This window comes from Nannocystis exedens (assembly GCF_002343915.1).
GTDB classification, from domain to species: Bacteria; Myxococcota_A; Polyangia; order Nannocystales; family Nannocystaceae; genus Nannocystis; species Nannocystis exedens.
The window spans coordinates 153,079-169,098 of sequence record NZ_NETK01000001.1 but is presented as its reverse complement, the minus strand read 5'-3'; the positions used below and the strand labels follow the sequence as shown (position 1 = coordinate 169,098).

Annotated in this window: 11 protein-coding genes and 1 pseudogene; 3 read left to right on the top strand and 9 right to left on the bottom strand. The window is 70.2% G+C overall.

Annotated features, from left to right (window positions below; genetic code table 11):
• Positions 1-209: 209 nt before the first annotated feature.
• From NAEX_RS00590 to NAEX_RS54285, 4 genes and pseudogenes are all read right to left on the bottom strand, one after another.
• On the bottom strand, positions 210-773 hold the full coding sequence (locus NAEX_RS00590; protein WP_096325582.1) for a TetR/AcrR family transcriptional regulator: 564 nt from the start codon (positions 771-773) through the stop codon (positions 210-212).
• Entirely contained in the window at positions 770-1,741 is a 972-nt protein-coding gene (locus NAEX_RS00585; protein WP_170135335.1) for an SDR family NAD(P)-dependent oxidoreductase, read from the bottom strand. Before NAEX_RS00585 ends, NAEX_RS00590 begins: the two co-directional genes overlap by 4 nt.
• Positions 1,742-2,388: 647 nt before the next feature.
• Positions 2,389-3,387: a glycoside hydrolase family 16 protein gene (locus tag NAEX_RS52660; protein WP_245913559.1), complete on the bottom strand. Its 999-nt coding sequence runs from the start codon at positions 3,385-3,387 to the stop codon at positions 2,389-2,391.
• A 625-nt stretch (positions 3,388-4,012) separates the two neighbouring features.
• Positions 4,013-4,342, bottom strand: a pseudogene (locus NAEX_RS54285) (sigma factor-like helix-turn-helix DNA-binding protein); the annotation flags it as partial.
• 1 nt (position 4,343) lies between these two features.
• Between NAEX_RS54285 and NAEX_RS00570 the strand changes: the two are divergent.
• From NAEX_RS00570 to NAEX_RS00560, 3 genes are all read left to right on the top strand, one after another.
• Complete coding sequence (locus NAEX_RS00570; RefSeq protein ID WP_211302328.1) at positions 4,344-4,751, top strand: serine hydrolase domain-containing protein; 408 nt, start codon at positions 4,344-4,346, stop codon at positions 4,749-4,751.
• A gap of 370 nt (positions 4,752-5,121) precedes the next feature.
• Positions 5,122-5,337: a hypothetical protein gene (locus NAEX_RS00565; protein ID WP_096325578.1), complete on the top strand. Its 216-nt coding sequence runs from the start codon at positions 5,122-5,124 to the stop codon at positions 5,335-5,337.
• A 1,544-nt stretch (positions 5,338-6,881) separates the two neighbouring features.
• Positions 6,882-8,138, top strand: a complete 1,257-nt coding sequence (locus NAEX_RS00560) for a hypothetical protein (RefSeq protein WP_096325577.1) — start codon at positions 6,882-6,884, stop codon at positions 8,136-8,138.
• A 1,059-nt stretch (positions 8,139-9,197) separates the two neighbouring features.
• Here NAEX_RS00560 and NAEX_RS00555 read toward each other — a convergent pair.
• From NAEX_RS00555 to NAEX_RS00535, 5 genes are all read right to left on the bottom strand, one after another.
• The gene (locus NAEX_RS00555; protein WP_096325576.1) at positions 9,198-11,120 is read right to left on the bottom strand and encodes a DUF4215 domain-containing protein; all 1,923 of its coding nucleotides are present in this window, start codon (positions 11,118-11,120) and stop codon (positions 9,198-9,200) included.
• Positions 11,121-11,598: 478 nt separating this feature from the next.
• Positions 11,599-11,844, bottom strand: a complete 246-nt coding sequence (locus NAEX_RS00550; RefSeq protein WP_096325575.1) for a galactosyldiacylglycerol synthase — start codon at positions 11,842-11,844, stop codon at positions 11,599-11,601.
• Positions 11,845-12,003: 159 nt separating this feature from the next.
• Entirely contained in the window at positions 12,004-13,080 is a 1,077-nt protein-coding gene (locus NAEX_RS00545) for a hypothetical protein (protein WP_143825488.1), read from the bottom strand.
• A 555-nt stretch (positions 13,081-13,635) separates the two neighbouring features.
• Positions 13,636-14,502: a hypothetical protein gene (locus tag NAEX_RS51905; RefSeq protein WP_096325573.1), complete on the bottom strand. Its 867-nt coding sequence runs from the start codon at positions 14,500-14,502 to the stop codon at positions 13,636-13,638.
• 32 nt (positions 14,503-14,534) lie between these two features.
• On the bottom strand, positions 14,535-15,743 hold the full coding sequence (locus NAEX_RS00535; protein WP_096325572.1) for a fibrinogen-like YCDxxxxGGGW domain-containing protein: 1,209 nt from the start codon (positions 15,741-15,743) through the stop codon (positions 14,535-14,537).
• Positions 15,744-16,020: the final 277 nt, after the last annotated feature.

The following is a 16,020-nucleotide window of genomic DNA, read 5'->3' as shown; positions in this document are numbered from 1 at the left end:
GCTGCGCGCCGGGATTCGTCTGTCCTTATGCGCAGGTCACCCAAAACGCGTAGCCGGCTTTGTAATCCCTCTTACAGCTCGATCTCGCGCCAGCCCCGGGCGTAACGAGCGCGGCCTCGCGGCTCACGTCGACGGCGTCCAACAACCTCCCGCCAAGCCGCTTGACAGCCGCTTGCCGGGCCCCACCTATCCGTGGTGAGAAATCCGGACTAGCGTGACACTAGGCTGACCATCAGGGCGATGTTCTCCTCAACGGTCGGCAGCCCTTTTTCCCGCTGCAGCAGGCCGTTGGCTTCCATGGTAACGAGGCCATGCATTGTCGCCAGGAACAGGCTCGCTAGGCTCTTGGTGGGGGCCTCAGGCAGCTCGTTCGCGCTTTTACAGTCCTCGACCATGGCCATGATCTCAGCCAGGCAGGCGGTACTTTGCGCCTGCAGCTCGACATGGTATTGGGCTAGAGTCGGTGTGCTGAAGACAAGCCGATAGCGCGCTGGCCGCTCCCGGCTGAACGTCACTAGGGCGCCGATGGCCTCCAGCAGCTTGTCCCTGGGTGCTCGTGCCGAGCCGCGTAGTTCCGCGAACGTTGTGGCCAGGGCTTCAAGGTCCGCTGTGGCGACGGCCGCGAGCAGAGCGTCGCGGTTTCGGAAATGCTTGTAAGGGGCATTGTGAGAGAGCCCCGCCGCATGACCGACCGCGCGCAGGGTAACGGCCTGTTCGCCACCCGTGTCCAGCAATGTCGCTGCGGCCTGAACCAGTTTGTCGTGCGTCGTCATTTGAGCCTTTCGGGTTCCTCCTCGGGGCTCAGTTGCACGAGCGTCCTAGAGTCCCGCCACAGCGCTTCAGCCAGCATCTGATCGTAGGTCAGATCGGCCGAACGCCTTTCGTGGAGGGCGCCGTCCTTCCACTGATAATAGCGCCCCGACAAGACATCGCTCGAGACCGCGAGATGGGCAAGGGCGCGGCCGGACTGGACCAGATCGCCGAGGGTCAGGCCGACCCGTTTCATCAGCCAGCGGACCGGTCGCGACCCGATCATCGCCCTTGCCGGTCCTGGCACGTCCCTGAGCAAGCCGGTTGCCGCTATGGCGCCAGGGTCATAGGCGATGGATGAGATGCGGAGTCCGGCCGCCTTCAGCCGGCGGTCGAGCTCGTAGGCATGCAGCACCACGCAGAGCTTCGAGGTCGTGTAGCGCTTGCCGCCGGGCAGACGCTTGTTCCCGTCCAGCCCGGTCTTCGCCAGGGCGAATGCGTCCGGTTTCACCGCGCGACCGATGAACTTGCCGTCAGTGGTGTCGGGGTCGTGGGTGCCGCTGGCGGTAAACACCACCCGGCCATCTTCTTCGAGGCTGTCGATCAGGAGCTGGACTAGAAGGAAGTGGCCCAGGTAGTTCGTGGCGAAGGTCAGCTCATAGCCATCCTTGGTGTAGGAAGGCTCGCCGCGGAAGGTCGCCCCCGCATTACACAGGATCGCCTGAAGCCGGCCGATCTCGCCGCTTTCGATCATCCGGCGGCATTGCGCGGCAGCCTCGCGGATCGAGCCCAGGCACGAGACGTCCATACCGAGTGTGGTCACCTTGACGCCGCAACGCAGCCGAAGGGCTGCGGCCGTCTCGTCGAGGCGCGCAAGGTCCCTACCGGCCAGGACGATGTCGACCCCCCGCGCGGCGAGTTCCTTGACGCACTCCAACCCGATGCCGCTGTGGCCGCCGGTGATAAGAATGGTGGGCATGAGGAGTTCCATGGTTGACGATGTCAACCTACTCGAACAGGTTGACATCGTCAACGGGTCCGTCCGCCCGACCGCACCGGCTCGCCCGGGTTGACGGGGAGCCGCGGCTATGGGCGCTGCGCTGAGCGGCGCGGCGATCAGTTCGACGCGGCGGCCTGGTCGCGCGCGCTCGCGGCGTCGCGCGCCGCCTTCCCCGCTGCGGGCAGTAGTTGCGGCACGTCGCGTTGAAGAGGTTCCGAAGTCGGAATTCCGAGGAGGGGTTGGGTAGGAAGAGGCCGAGGACGTCTGCGAAAGAGAGGCCGAGGGTACAGGGTCGGGGCTCGAAGGCGAACGGCAGTTCGTGACGAACGGCACGAACCCTCGGGGAGTCGGGTCCGGTAGGGTCACGAGGCCGCACGAGGCCGAGCGCGTGCCTCTGCGAGGACGGGGCGCTGACACGCGAGAGTCGGCAGCTCTTCCGCCGGCTCGATGCCCGCCTCGATCCGGGCGATGTGGGGACCAGCGAGCTCATCGCGCACCTCGACGCCTTCACCGGCGGCTCAGCGTTCGACCGCAACCGGAGGGGTGCGGTGCGCCCTCGGAGAGGGCACCGGGGGTTCTGGGCGGCGGCCCAGCAGGACCGGCGTCCTCGATGTCCTGGCGTCAGAGTGCTCTCATTGTCACTCCTTCTTGTAGATGCGCACGTAATCGACGTCCATGTACGCTGGATACGGCGTCGTATCGTCGGGGCAGCCCGCCCAATCGATGTCGCAGGGGGCGGCCCAGTCGCCCATGGCGAACAGGAGCGGCGCGTCGTCGAAGTGCTGCGTCATCTGATGCAGCTGCTCGCCGTCGACGAGCCAGGTCAGCGTCCCGGGCTCCCAGATCAGGGTGTATTCGTGGAAATCGGCGGTCGAGTCGGTCCCGGACCACGTGTACTGCTCCGACTCGCCGTCGCCCCAGTGCTGGGTGAAGCTGTTCTCCAGCGGCGACTTGCCGGCGACCTCGCCGAAATCGACCTCGGTCGTGGTCTCGCCGAACAGGCCGATGTACCCGACGTTTCCCTTGCCCGGGGGGAACCGCACGCGCGCGACCCAGCGGCCGTAGGTCTGGACCGTGCCGAGATCGGGTTCGACGCCGCCGCATGCGTAGGGGCGCCCGTTCACCTCGCGCTTCTCGATCTTCAGGTGGAGGGCCCCGTCGGAGACACTCACCTGGGCGGGGTCGAAGTGCGAGAAGTCGGGCGCGTTGCCCTGCGGCCCGCCGTAGACCAGCCAGCCCTTGGCCGGATCGAGCGCGTCGCCCTCGAACTCGTCGTGGAAGGTCAGCGTCCAGCCCGGGATGTCGATCGGCGACCCGGAGCTCTCGCTGCCCGGGCCGCTCGAGTCCGAGGACCCGCTGCTGTCATCGTCCCCTTCGGTCGGCGCGCTCGAGCCCGAAGAGCCGGTGCTGTCGCCGCCCGTCTCGCTCGCGCTCGCCGGTCCGCCGCCCGCCTCGCTCGTGCTCGACGGTCCGCCGGTGGTCACGACCCCGGTCGCCGAGCTCGTCGAGGCGTGCCCCCCGGACGAGCCGGTGTGGTTCGAGTCCGTCGAATCGTTCGTCGATGCGCCGCACCCCGAAGCCCCGGGGCCGACGAGCGAGATCCAGCAGAGAATGGCACACACGGTTCGAGGGTTCATATTGGTCAATCGATCGTGAAGCAGCGGAGGGGTGCAGGAGGGCCGACAGATGGAGCCAGCAGGCCGATGTTGGCACAGGCCCACACGTGTGGGCGATGACCCATTCGTTCGACGCATGAGGAGGCACACGCATTGCGGCCTGCGCAGTGTGTGCAGTGCCCGGAGCAGGAGCGTATCGCCTTTCGCACGGGTGGCGACATTCGCCGTCTGGGGACGCGAGGCCCGGGCCGACGCCCCCCACCACATCGTGCGCGGCAGGCGACGGCCCGTCGATCTCTGCCCGCATTTCGCAGCACAACGAGCGCATGCCTCGACATGGAAGCTCGCTGGCTCCGCTCCTCGCCTTCGTCACCCTGGGCCTCGTCGCGGCGCCGGCAGGCGCCGTCGAGGTCACCGTGAGCGGCGAGGATTCGCCGTACCCGGGCGTGCGCGTAGAGACCCTGAAGCTCACCGGCCCGACCGCGCGCGCGTGGGCCGTGTTCGTCGACCTCTGCACCGAGCAGGTCCGTGTCGGCGCGACCGCCGCGCCCAGTCGCTGCGCACCGCAGGCTCGTGGGCCGACTCGGTCGGGGCCCAGGTCGCCGTCAACGGCGACTTCTACAAGACCGGGACGGTCGCGCGCCTGCCTCAGCTCCCACCGGACTGTGCCGACCGTTCGGCCCACGACCGCGGCGATCTCGTCGGTGGTCAGGCCGTTCCCGTCGTAGAATTCCAGCGAGGTCTGAAGCCTCGGCGGTAAGCGCTTGAGCGCGGCGCATAGCCCCGCGACGGCACGGGCCGACCCGCCGGATTGAGCGCTCGTCTTTCGTTGTCCCCGCCGATCGTCGACCCGCAGCCGAGATCGTGGCGATCGTCGTCCGCGAACATCGCAGCTCCTCGACGAAGCCGACGCGCCGACCGAGCTGCTCCCGGGCCATCCGCTGACGTGGACGGAGATCGCCGCGCGGACCGACACATTGCTGGCCAAGCTGGTCGAGGCGGACGCGTTCTCCGGCACCGTCACGCTCGCCAGGCACGGTCAGCCGTTCTATCGCCACGCCAGCGGCCTGGCGAGCCGCAGGTGGAACGTGCCCAAGCGGCACGACACCCGGTTCAACCTGGCGTCGGTCACCAAGATGTTCACCGCCGTCGCCGTCGCCCAGCTCGTCGAGCAGGGCAAGATCGCCTACGACGACACCGTCGGCGAAATCTTGCCGGACGATCCCAACGAGCAGGTCGCGCGCACGGTCACCGTTCATCACCTGCTCTCGCACACCTCCGGCATCATCGGCGCACGCGCGCTGCTCGCGAAGGCGCCCGAACCGCGGTCGGCCCGGACCATCGCCGAGCGTCGTAACCGTTCGGTGGACCGCGTCGTGACGTGAACCCTCCGAGGTGGTACGTGGGACCCCGCCCGTTGCCCTGGTTACCCTCGGCCCCGGCCGCCGCCGCCGTCCGCGAGCGCGATACCCGAGACGCTGCGGCGTGCCGCGCAGGCCGGCGTCGAGGATGCTGTCAACACCCTCTCGCTGGTCCGAGACGACCTCGTCCTGCACTCGGTGACGCCGGCGCACGGGACCAGGCTGAGCTCGTGCTGCCCGAAGCGGCGCGCTCCGGCATCCTGCGAGAGTGTGAGGGGATACCCAGACGGATCAGGGGGGGTTCAGTCGCTCTGTCTGTGCTGATTTGAGTCGTGAAGAAGATCACCCGCTACGGATGCCTTCGCGCACGCTGCAACGTGCTACTCACCGAGCCATGTCCGCCGATGTCTCGTACTTGCTGCTTGGGTTCACCACGTTGATGCTGCTGGGTTTTGGCTTGCAGATCGCCATCGTGCGCAAGCGTCGCGGCGAGTACATCGTCTACAAGCCGCTGCTGCTGCTGGCGCTGGTCGTGCTCTGGGGCCTCAGCCTGGTCTCCGTCGTGACCGGCAAGAGCATCTCGGAGCTCACCGGCGGCGTGATCGGGTAGCTCTTCCCAGCCGAACAAGGCCACCAGGACGTTGACCATGGCCTCGACCCCTGAACAGCAAATCCAGCTCGACAGGCTCGCGCTCTGGACTGTGCGGCCGACGTCGATACTGGGCCAAACCGTAGCTCCGGGTCGGTGACGGGCGCTCATGAGTGCGAAGGGCACCAGAAGGCGCTGCATCTCCCAATCGTTCCAGAACCACATCGTCGGCAGGAACCCCAATTTCTGGGGGCGAGCGAGCAGGGAGCGTCTAGCGGATACCTCGAGTTCGCGGGCCATGTTGGTTCTCCGCGCTTAGACATGACACACAGCGTGGAGGAGGGCGCCAGGGTGGCAACGTCGGTCAGGCGGCGGCCGCATCGCCCCACAGCTAACTCAGCGTATCGGGCGGGCTCAGCGCGGCCGGGCGAGCAGTCGACGGTGCTGTTTACTGGGGCGCTATCAGCGACGTCAACCGCGTGGGTCCCACCGCCTCGCCGAACGGTCGGAGCCCCGACGTGCATCGTCCCACCGCACGGGCAGAACGCGCTGAAGGCGACTGGCATTGACCCGACGGGCGCGTCGGGGAAGCGGGTACGAGCCATAATCGTCGGCGGATCGAGCGCCTGGTCGGCACCGCAGCGGTTGCACGGCTGGATCGACCAGCCGCTGCGCTCGCAGACGTACGCCTCCGTCACCCGTACCGGGTGCGGGATCCCCGGGCTCGTCACGAACAGCAGCGTGTCGCCCTTGTGCGCCGTCGTAAGCTGATGCGGCTCTTGAGGAGGATCCCCTCGTACACGGGTCGCTCCCCCCATCGGACCGCGTCGGCCCGCAGCGGGGGGCTGGTGCCCTCCGGCGCGATCGGGATCCGCAGTGTCTGCCGCACGCCTCGCACGGTCACCCAGCAACCCTCGGGCGTGCGTCCGCAGCGGCGCGGCTCGCCGTCATGCACGAGCACCTGGAGGTCGTCCGGGTGGTCAGGGTGGAATCGGTCGCGGACGGCGGGATCGCTGTGCCAGGGCGCGCTCGACATCGGTCGCATGATACTGCGTCGACGGTCGTGCAGGCTCGAACGACCGATCTGCGGCGCCGAGCGTCAGCCAGGGCGTCGATGCTGGCTCGACTACGATCGCCCCGTGCGATTTGATCGGGGCGTCACGCTCAAGAGCTTTTGCGCAGGTATCGACACGTCGTCGGCTGCCTCCTGGCGCAGATGTGGACGTGGACCAACGCGAGTTTCGGCGACTACATCGGCCTGGAGACCGACTGTTCGCGCTTCGACGGCTCGAATGGATATTTCGGCGAGCGGTCCCCTGCAGGACTCGGGTCGACGTTTTCCATTGCTCGCAGCGGCGGTTCCGGTCGCACCTTGGACCGGGGGCGTGCGGACCTGTCGTGGAGAGGCCGCGGCAGGTGCGGACGTCGGCGGGTGCGTTGCGCTGGCGCATCTGTCCTTCGACGCAGGTCGGGAATTCGGCGAAGCAGGACGAAGACAGCGCGCCCGCGGAGCCGATCGCGAGGACCGCTTGGAATGATGACCAGGCGAGCTGTCTCTCGAGCACATGCGTCCCTCGATCTTTGCGAACCTCCACGCCGCGTGGTTCGGGTCCGTGTATGTCCTCGTCGCCGCGGGCCAGCTCGGCGGCTGCGCAGCGCCCTGCGTCGACGACGGCGCCGTCTGGAACCAGAACAAGGCCGGGTGCCCGGCGCTCGTCACCGACAGCGCGAGCGAGAGCGGCACCGGCAGCGGCGCGACGAGCGAGGCCACGGCGCCCACCGGCAGCGGCGCGACGAGCGAAGCCACGGCGTCCACCGGCGGCGGCGGGTCCGGCTGCGACGATGGGGTCCAGAGCGGCGACGAGACCGACGTCGACTGCGGCGGCTCGTGCACGAACACCTGTGAGGACGGCGGCCACTGCCTGGTCGGCGACGACTGCACCTCCCACTATTGCATCGACGAGACCTGCGCCCCCGATCCTGCGTGCGTCGACGGGATCCTCGACGGCAGCGAGACCGACGTCGATTGCGGCGGTTCGTGCGGGCCGAGCTGCGAGATCGGCGAGGTGTGCGTGTTCGCCAGCGACTGCGCGAGCGATTATTGCGAGGCGGCCAGCGACACCTGCCAGGAGCCGACCTGCAGCGACGGCGTGCAGAACGGCGACGAGACCGACATCGACTGCGGCGGCGCGTGCGGCCCGCTGTGCGGCACCGGCGAGGGCTGCGTGATCGACGACGATTGTGCGAGCGGGTTGTGCGAGACAGGCGGCTGCGGCAGTGATCCGCTGTGCCAAAACGGCGCGCTCGATCCTGGCGAGACCGACGTCGACTGCGGGGGCCCGTGCGGGCCCACCTGCGAGGACGGCGAGGGCTGCGGCAACGGCAGCGACTGCGTCCACGGTTACTGCGAGGCGACGATGACCTGCGCGACGCCTGATTGCGGCGACGGCGTGCAGAACGGCGACGAGACCGACGTCGACTGCGGCGGCGCGTGCGGGCCCACCTGCGAGGACGGCGAGCACTGCCTCGTGCCGGGCGACTGCGTCGACGACAACTGCAACCCCCTCGAGGTGTGCGCCGCCCCCGAATGCGCGATCACCGGCGACGACAACGCCTGTCAGGCGTGCATCAAGGGCAGCTGCTGCGACACGGTCACCGAGTGCCTCGCCGATCCCAAGTGCGCCTGCTGGCTCGAATGCATCAAGATGAACAACGACTTCGATCCCTGCAAGACGCAGTGCCAGATCAACGGCAACCCGGGGCCGATCACCGCGTGCGCCAACAGCAAGTGCAACGCGCCCGCGGCCTGCGGCGTGCAGTGAGCCGCCGCAGGGCGAGCGGTGCCTGGCAGGGCCGGCGTCATCACGGCGGAGCGCGGCCCGCTCGCGTCGAGGGCGAAACTGCTGCGGTGTTCGGCCGTAGCGCTCCTTGAGGCGACGGCGAAACTCCCACGGTGGCAGCTCGATGCGACGTGCGACTTCGCCAACGCCCGCGATGGCGTCGGCCACGGCATCAGCGCCTTGGTTCACCTCGCTCGAGACCGACCATCCCGGTCGGGCTTCCCGAGGCCACGGCCACGGTGCGGCAGCAGACAGCGGCCGCAACCTCAGCTTGAGGGAGAGTCCCCATTCAAGCGCGAGGAGATGAATGTGTCGCGCAAGGGCTTGCGTGGACGATGACGCGCAAGCCGCGCCCGGCCACGGCCCGCCCTTCGCTTTCGACGCCGGCCGGACGACGGACGGGCCCGTCAGCACCACCGACCAGTAAGTCGCACCGGCATGGGAAATCCTGGTCGCACACCGCGGGTTGGGATCGAACACATGGCCGCGGAGACGCAGCCGATCCACCACGCTCGCAGGCGCCTGCTCGCGGGGTGCTGGCGCACGACAGCCTCGCCGTCGCGGGCGCAGCCGAAGGCGTCGTCGGCGGTGAGGCGGGCCCGCAGCCCGTCCCCGGCCGCGTCCGCGGGATCGACGACGGTGGGGGCGAGCTGCGCGTGAGATTGAGAGGGAGCGGCGCGAGAACAACCGACCGACGTCAGCGCGAGCGCGAGGCACATGGTCGCTCGGACAGCTCGGGAACGGGGCATCATCGGCTGGTACGCGTGCGCACGTCGGTGATCTGCGCTTCGAAATACCACCGACGCGCGCGAGCCCAGGCGCCGCCGGCCCATTGGGCACGGTCCCGAGCCTCGCCGCCGGAGGCCCGAGTGGCGGCCTCGCGCGGGACCTGGAGCGTCTCCAGTATCTCTCCACGAGACAGGTCGAAGCCCGTGAGTCCTGGGGACTCACGGGCTCTCAGCCTCTAACAGAATTCCTGTGCCAGGACGCGGACTTGGGGCGAAAGGCGAGCGCGATCGAGTGGTTGTCGAAGTCCGGGTCCTACTGCATGAAACAATAGATCGGCTTCTTCCACGCGCACGATTGCTGGCAGACGAATTGCGTCCATAGCCCGTCGGCCTTGTTCCACTGGCCGCCGCCGGTGAAGCCGGGGGCGTTGCTGGTCCAGTTCTGGCAATCGGTGAAGTCGGTGAACATGGTGCCGCTGACGATGGTGTTGGTGAAGGTGAGCTGGGAGGTCCCGCCGCAGACGTTGGCGTCGGCGCCGGGCGGGGTCTTGAGCTCGGAGAGGTTGATGGGGGCGGCGAGGGTGCCGTCGATGAGGTCGGCCCAGTTGTTGGCGATGAGGACGCCGTCGCGCCGGGCGTAGGGGATCGTCGACTTGGTGAAGCGGCTGACGGGGCTGCCGGTGTCGTCGCTGAGCCAGGCGCGGTAGGTGCCGGGGAGGCCGGCGGCCTGGGCCGCAACCTGGCACTTCATGTCGGCGCCGACGAGGCCGCCGAGGTTGCCGTCGAAGCCCTGGCTGGTGGCGAACACGACCTTGTGCGCCTTGCACTTCGAGCTGCAGCCGTCACCCTCGGCGAGGTTGCCGTCCTCGCAGCTCTCGCCGGCGGCGCTGTTGATGACGCCGTCGTTGCAGGCGGCGAAGGTGCAGTCGAGGTCGCAGGTCGGCGACGGGCCGCCGTGGTCGCACACCTCGCCGGCGCTCTCGTTGACGACCTCGTCGCCGCAGGCGACGGCCGTGCAGTCGTCGTCGCAGGTGGCGGTCTCGGTGCCGCTGTCGCAGGTCTCGCCGGCGGCGCCGTTGACGGTCTGGTCGCCGCACTGCGCGAGGGTGCAGTCGCTGTCGCACGCCGGGCTGTCGCCGCCGTCGTCGCACGCCTCGCCGCTGGCGAGGTTGGGGTGGGCGTCGCCGCACTGCGCGAGGGTGCAGTCGCTGTCGCAGGTGGGGCTGTCGCCGGCGTCGTCGCACGCCTCGGTGCCGGCGAGGACGAAGCCGTCGCCGCACACGGCGAGCTTGCACAGGGTGGTGCAGGCGTCGTCGTCGAGGCCGTTGCCGTCGTCGCACTCCTCGTCCATCTGCAGGATGCCGTCGCCGCAGGTGGCGAGGGCGCACGCGTTGGTGCAGGCGTCGTCGTGGATGTCGTTGCCGTCGTCGCAGGCCTCGAGCAGCTCGTGGACGATGCCGTCACCGCACTCGGCCAGGACGCAGCCGACGAGGCAGTCGTCGGTGTCGAGGTCGTTGCCGTCGTCGCAGGCCTCGACGCCGACCTGGACGACGCCGTCGCCGCAGACGGCGATCGTGCAGGCGTTGGTGCAGTCGTCGCCGTCGTCGAGGTCGCCGTCGTCACACTCCTCGGGGATCTGGACGACGCCGTCGCCGCAGATCGGGAGGCGACAGCCGGTCGAACAGCCGTCCTCCTCGATGTCGTTGCCGTCGTCGCACTCCTCGCCCAAAAGCTCGTGGAGGACGCCGTCGCCGCACTCGGCGGCGATGCAGGCGTTGGAGCAGGCGTTGAGGTCGACGAGGTCGCCGTCGTCGCACTCCTCGCCCGCATCGACCTGCCCGTCGCCGCAGATCGGCGGCGGGCCGGTGGTGCTGTCGGTGTCGCCGGTGGTGGTGGTGGTGGTCGAGGTCGAGGTGGAAGTGGCGGTGGCGGTGCCGTCGGTGAGGGTGCCGTCGGTGCCGTCGGTGCTCGTGACCGCGGTGTCGGTGCCCGGTCCGGTGGTCGAGTCGGTGGTGGCGCCGGTCTCGGTGCCGCCGATCGTGCCGGTGGAGCTGGTCGGGGCGGTGGTGGTCGGCAGGTCAGGTCCGGTGGTGCTGGCGGCCGTGGTGGTGCCGTCGGTGTCGGTGGTGCCGGTGCCCGTGTCGGTGAGCACTGCCGTGTCGGTGCGGCCACACGCGAGGGCCGAGGTGAACATCAGCATCGGCAGCGAACGACAAGCGAAGCGGTAAGCGAGCATGCTCGCCAGGGTACGAGAGTCGAGCGAACGCCGGCAACTCGCGCAGCCGATGCCGACTCCCGCAAGCAGGTGGGCAGGAGGCTTACCTGGCGGACCGAAGCCGCGCTCGCCGGTCGGTCGGCGAGCGAGGCTGCAGCGCGCCCGGGCGCGGACCGTGACGCGGCCGTCAGGTCGGACCAGGCGGTGGCGCGATCGCGACGCGAAGACGAAAGGCGCGGCGGTTCCTCGCGCCCGCCGACGCGAGGAGCGCGGCGATCACTCCCGCGGCGAACGTCAGGCCGAGACGGCGCGACGGAGGGCTCGGGGGCCGACGCCCCGTTGAAGGACGGCGCGGCGGACGGCGCTGTCGTGAAAAAAGACGCCGCCGGACACGGCGGCGGCCGAGGCCACACGGAAGGAGCGCGCCGGACACGTGGCGGCTGCCGTCGCGCTGGTGGGGCGCCGCGGCGTCACCCGCGAGGCGAGCCGCGCGAGCGCGTCAGGCGGGCTCGTCGCGCCACTCGATGTCGATGCCCTCGCCCTCCTCGGGTACGTGCTTGCGCAGCAGGGCGAGCAGCTCGGCGTCGACCTGGTTCTCCTCCAGGTAATCGAGGGTGTCGCGGTCGACGTAGTAGTCGCGGTCGTCGGCGCTCTCCTCGACGAGGAGGTCGATGAGGTCGCGCAGCTGGTCGTCGGTGATAGGTCCGATCAGGGCGCCGGTCTGCTTGTTGTAGAGGCGAGTCACGCGGCGATGGTAGCCGGTCCGACCCGGCGGCGCGACGCCGGCCGGAGCGGCGGGCGAGCGGCCGCCGCTCCGGCCGCGCGAGCGCGGCTCTGCTCGGCGCGAGGCGGGGTCTGTCCCGGGGGACATGTCGTCGCGTCGGCGCGTGCGGCAGGGCGGCGCTCACGGGGGGAGGGCGCACAGGCCGAGGTCGTCGTGGCCCGGCGGGGCCTCGCCCGTCTCGTAGGCCGGCACGCAGCTCAGGTCGGGGGGGCAGGTCGGCTGGGTGAGATCGCAGTACGGGGTGCAGCAGGTGTAGTCGGCGGGATCGCAGGCGGGGATGAACTCGGCGGTGGCGCAGAGGAGCCCGGGATCGCAGTCGTTCGTCCACTCGCAGGTGTCGCCGTAGGCGCCGAGGTCGCCGGAGACGTCGGGGGCGCAGTGGGGCACGCGGCCGACGCAGACCTGTCCCATCGGACAGGCGCCAGGGCCTGCGAGCGGGTCGCAGGTCGGCTCGCAGAGGTGGATCTCCGAGTCGCCCGCGGCCCAGGCGACGCAGGTGGTCGCCGGGTCGCCGCAGACGGGCTCGTCGGGGGTGCCGGCGCAGCGGGGGGTACAGATGCCCTGCTGGGTGTCCGGGTCGATGCGGCTGCACAGGGCTCCGTCCTCGCAGTCGCCCCACGACCAGCGGCCGTCGGAGACGAGGGTGCAGGGCTCGCCGACGGGGACACCCGGCGCGGGCGCAGGGACGCAGGCCCACAGCTCGGCGGCGAGGTCGTCGTCGTTCGAGACGGGGAGGCAGGCGGCGCCCTCGGTGCCGCAGGGGTGCGGGTCCCAGGGGTCGCAGTCGTGGCGCCCAGGGCACTGGAAAGCGCTGCCGAAGTCGCACGGATCGCCGAACCCGCCGGCATAGACGCCGCAGATCGCGTGGACGCAGGCGAGGCTCTCGAGCTCGTCGAATGCGCAGCCGGCAGGCAGCGGCTCGCACGCGTACTGGGGGAAGTTGTGGCAGAGGTCGTCGGACCCGACCCACCGACAGAACTCGCCCGGGACACATGCGGCGCACGGGTGATCACCGGGCATGGTCGGGTCGCTCGCGGTGGCGTCGGTCGCCGCCGACGAGCCGGTGCTGTCCGGCGCGTCCGGGCCGCTCCCGGTCGTCGTCCATAAGGCCTCGGTCGTGGTCGCGGTGTCGGGCTGGCCGGCCTCGGGGGCCGCGGGGCAGGCCGCCAGGGCGAGCAGCGCCAAGGCGCTCCCCAAGGCGCAGGGACAGGAGAAGCGGCGCATTTTGTAGATAAAGCAGGCTTTAATGACTCATTCAATTGCTAAATTTCCGCGCGATGGCGCGGGGCCAGGGGCTTGCGACGCGGCTGGGCCCTCGCGGGCGGTCGCGGGAGATGGCCGATGGGACAGGTCCAAGGGGAGCGGTCGGGCCCGCGCGGCTCGCGGCACCGCAGACCGCGGCGGGCGGTCGCGGGAGATGGCCGATGGGACAGGTCCGAGGGGACAGTCGGGCCCGCGCGGCTCGCGGCACGGCGGACCGCGGCGGACGGTCCCCGAGGTGTCCGATCGAACAGGTTCGAAGAGACGGCCGAGCCTGCTCGGGGCCGCGGCGGGCGGTCCCGGAGAGGCCGATGGGGCAGGTCCGGAGAGACAGCCGAGCCCGCTCGGGACCGCGGCGGGCGGTGGTGGCCGATCGGACAGGTCCGAAGGGGCAGACGCGCAGCCCGGGCCGCGGCGGGCGGTCCGGGAGAGGGTCGATGGGACAGGTCCGAGGGGGCAGCCGGACCGCCCGGATCGGGTCGCGGGGACAGCTCAGACCGGGCAGCCGGGCTCGCCCATGTCGCAGCAGAGGCAGGCCGAGGTGCCCATGTCGTCGCCGCAGAAGCCGTGGTCGTAGAGGGTCATCATGGCGTCGCCGACCTCGGTACACTGGACGAAGCAGTCGAACTGCGACAGCTTGCCGTAGATGCAGGTGTTGAGGTTGGTGTCGTCCTCGCAGGTGGCGGGGTCGGAGTTCTCGCAGGGGGTGCCGGGGCCGTCGCCGCAGATGAACTCGACGGTCTTGCCGGTGTCGACGCAGCCGTAGGCGAAGTCGTAGCCGTCGAAGCTGCAGCTGTCCTTGGCGAGGTTGGGCTCGAGCACCCAGGTGTCGCCGTCGCAGCGGTAGACCTGGCTGCCCTCGGGGCCGCAGGCCTCGGTCATCGTGCACCAGAACTGGCCGTTCTGGCAGCGCTCGGGCGGCGGCTGCTCGCCCATGCACTCGACCCCGCCGGTGGTGGTCTCGCCGGTCTCGGAGGTCTCGGCGGTGGTGCTCGCGGTCGACTCGGTGGTGGTCGTGGTGGAGCTGGTCTCCGGGAGCGTGGTCGCGTCGGTGCCGGGGCCGGTGGTGGTGGTCGGCTCGCTGGTCGAGGTCGGCTCGATCGTGGTGGTGCCGACGCTCGAGGCGGAGGTGGTGTCCTCGACCGGACAGCAGGACAGGTCGTCGGGGTCGTCGGTGCAGTACTCGAAGCCGTCGTTGCAGTAGCAGGTCTCGCCGTCGAGGTACGAGTTGGGGTCGTCGCACACGAACTCGCCGGTGTCGGAGTCGGTGGTGTTCGTGGTGCTGCCGCCGCCGATGATGCAGGCCGGCGCGAGCCCCAGGAGGGCCAGGAGCGCGATTTTGCGAGGTAAGCGAGCCATGCGAAAAAAATGACACAAACCCGCCGCGCGCGTCAGGGCAATTTATCGCCCGTGTCGCACAGGAAGCGGAAGCTGTAGCCGCCGGGCGCGGGCAGGGCCTTGTAGCTCTTCACGCTGCCGTCCTGGTTCCACTGGTAGAGCATCGAGCAGCCCTCGCACGCCCCAAGCTCGTCGGGCTCGCCGCTGCCGACGGCGACGTCGCTGACGAACCAGACCGCGTCGTCGCTTGCGCGCCACTCGGGGCAGTCGAGCCCGTTGAGCGGCGCGTCGACGCAGCTCTCGCCCGGGGTGACCGGATAGATCCCCAGGATCTGCAGGTAATCGGGGCCGCTCTTCACGGTGCCGCCGCCGACCGGCTCGAGGTTGTCGCCGGTGGCGACCTCGTAGGCGGCGGCGAGGTGCGCCGGGCTGCGCGGGATGAACAGCTGCATGCCCCAGTCGGCGCAGACGGTCTCGGCGTTGGCGGCGGTGGCCGGGCTCGGGTTCATGCCGGCGGCGACGTCGACCTTGAGGAAGGTGTAGCCGCCGCCGTCGGTGGCGGGGTCGAGGGCGCAGAAGACGTCGATCGGGTCCATGATGCCGTCGCGGCGGATGGTGTACGGGCCGCTGGCGGCGTCGGGGACGGCCTCGAGCCACTCCCGGCAGCTGTGGGCGTACTTGCAGGTGGGCAGGCAGGCGGGGCCGTCCTCGCAGTCCTCGAGCTCGGGGTCGACCTGGCCGTCGCCGCAGCCGGGGGCGGCGGCGCTGCAGTCGGCGAGGCAGCTGCCGTAGCTGCCGTCGTTGACGCCGTCGTCGCAGACCTCGTCGCCGTTGAGCACGCCGTCGCCGCAGGCGGGGAGGCGACAGGCGGTGGTGCAGTCGCCGTCGTCGGCGTTGTCGGGGCCGGCGTCGCACTCCTCGGCGCCCTTGTTGACGAGGCCGTCGCCGCAGACGGCGTTGCGGCACTCGCTGGTGCAGGCGCCGTCGTCGGCGTTGGCGGGCCCGAGGTCGCACTGCTCGTCGGCGTCGACGAAGCCGTCGCCGCACACGGGCTCGGCGGTGGTGACGGGCGGGCTCTCGGTCGGGTCGGCGGTGGTGGTCGTGTCGCTCGGGGTGCCGGTGGGGTCGGCCTCGGTGGTGGTGCCGGGGCCGGCGGTCGTCGACTCGGTCTCGGTGTTGGCGTTGGGGTCGAGGCAGGCCTGCAGGGCCAGGGCCGTGACGCTCAGTTGCAGCGAGATCCGGAGGCGCGGCGCGGTGGGCATGTCGGTGGGAAATTTTGCCTCCGATGCAGCCGGGGCCGCAAGAGGGGCGGCGCGCGTCGAGGGCGGGGCGCTGCATCCAAAGCCGGGGACGGCGGCGCGAGGTCGCGGGAGAGGTCGGCGCGTCGACCTACAGGCGGCGACACGGAGGCCGTGCATGGCGACGAGGGCGTGGGGCGAGCTCGGTGTCGACGCGCGTCGACACCGAGAGGACCGGAGAGCCGGGGTCGAGGCGGTCGTGGGATGCGACGCGGCCGCGGGCCCTGGACGGGCTCGCAAT

Excerpts from the sequence above, each read along its gene's own strand:
- NAEX_RS00590 (WP_096325582.1), bottom strand. The coding sequence starts at position 773 with ATGACGACGCACGACAAACTGGTTCAGGCCGCAGCGACATTGCTGGAC.
- NAEX_RS00585 (WP_170135335.1), bottom strand. The coding sequence starts at position 1,741 with ATGGAACTCCTCATGCCCACCATTCTTATCACCGGCGGCCACAGCGGC.
- NAEX_RS52660 (WP_245913559.1), bottom strand. The coding sequence starts at position 3,387 with ATGAACCCTCGAACCGTGTGTGCCATTCTCTGCTGGATCTCGCTCGTC.
- NAEX_RS00565 (WP_096325578.1), top strand. The coding sequence starts at position 5,122 with ATGTCCGCCGATGTCTCGTACTTGCTGCTTGGGTTCACCACGTTGATG.
- NAEX_RS00560 (WP_096325577.1), top strand. The coding sequence starts at position 6,882 with ATGCGTCCCTCGATCTTTGCGAACCTCCACGCCGCGTGGTTCGGGTCC.
- NAEX_RS00555 (WP_096325576.1), bottom strand. The coding sequence starts at position 11,120 with ATGCTCGCTTACCGCTTCGCTTGTCGTTCGCTGCCGATGCTGATGTTC.
- NAEX_RS51905 (WP_096325573.1), bottom strand. The coding sequence starts at position 14,502 with ATGGCTCGCTTACCTCGCAAAATCGCGCTCCTGGCCCTCCTGGGGCTC.
- NAEX_RS00535 (WP_096325572.1), bottom strand. The coding sequence starts at position 15,743 with ATGCCCACCGCGCCGCGCCTCCGGATCTCGCTGCAACTGAGCGTCACG.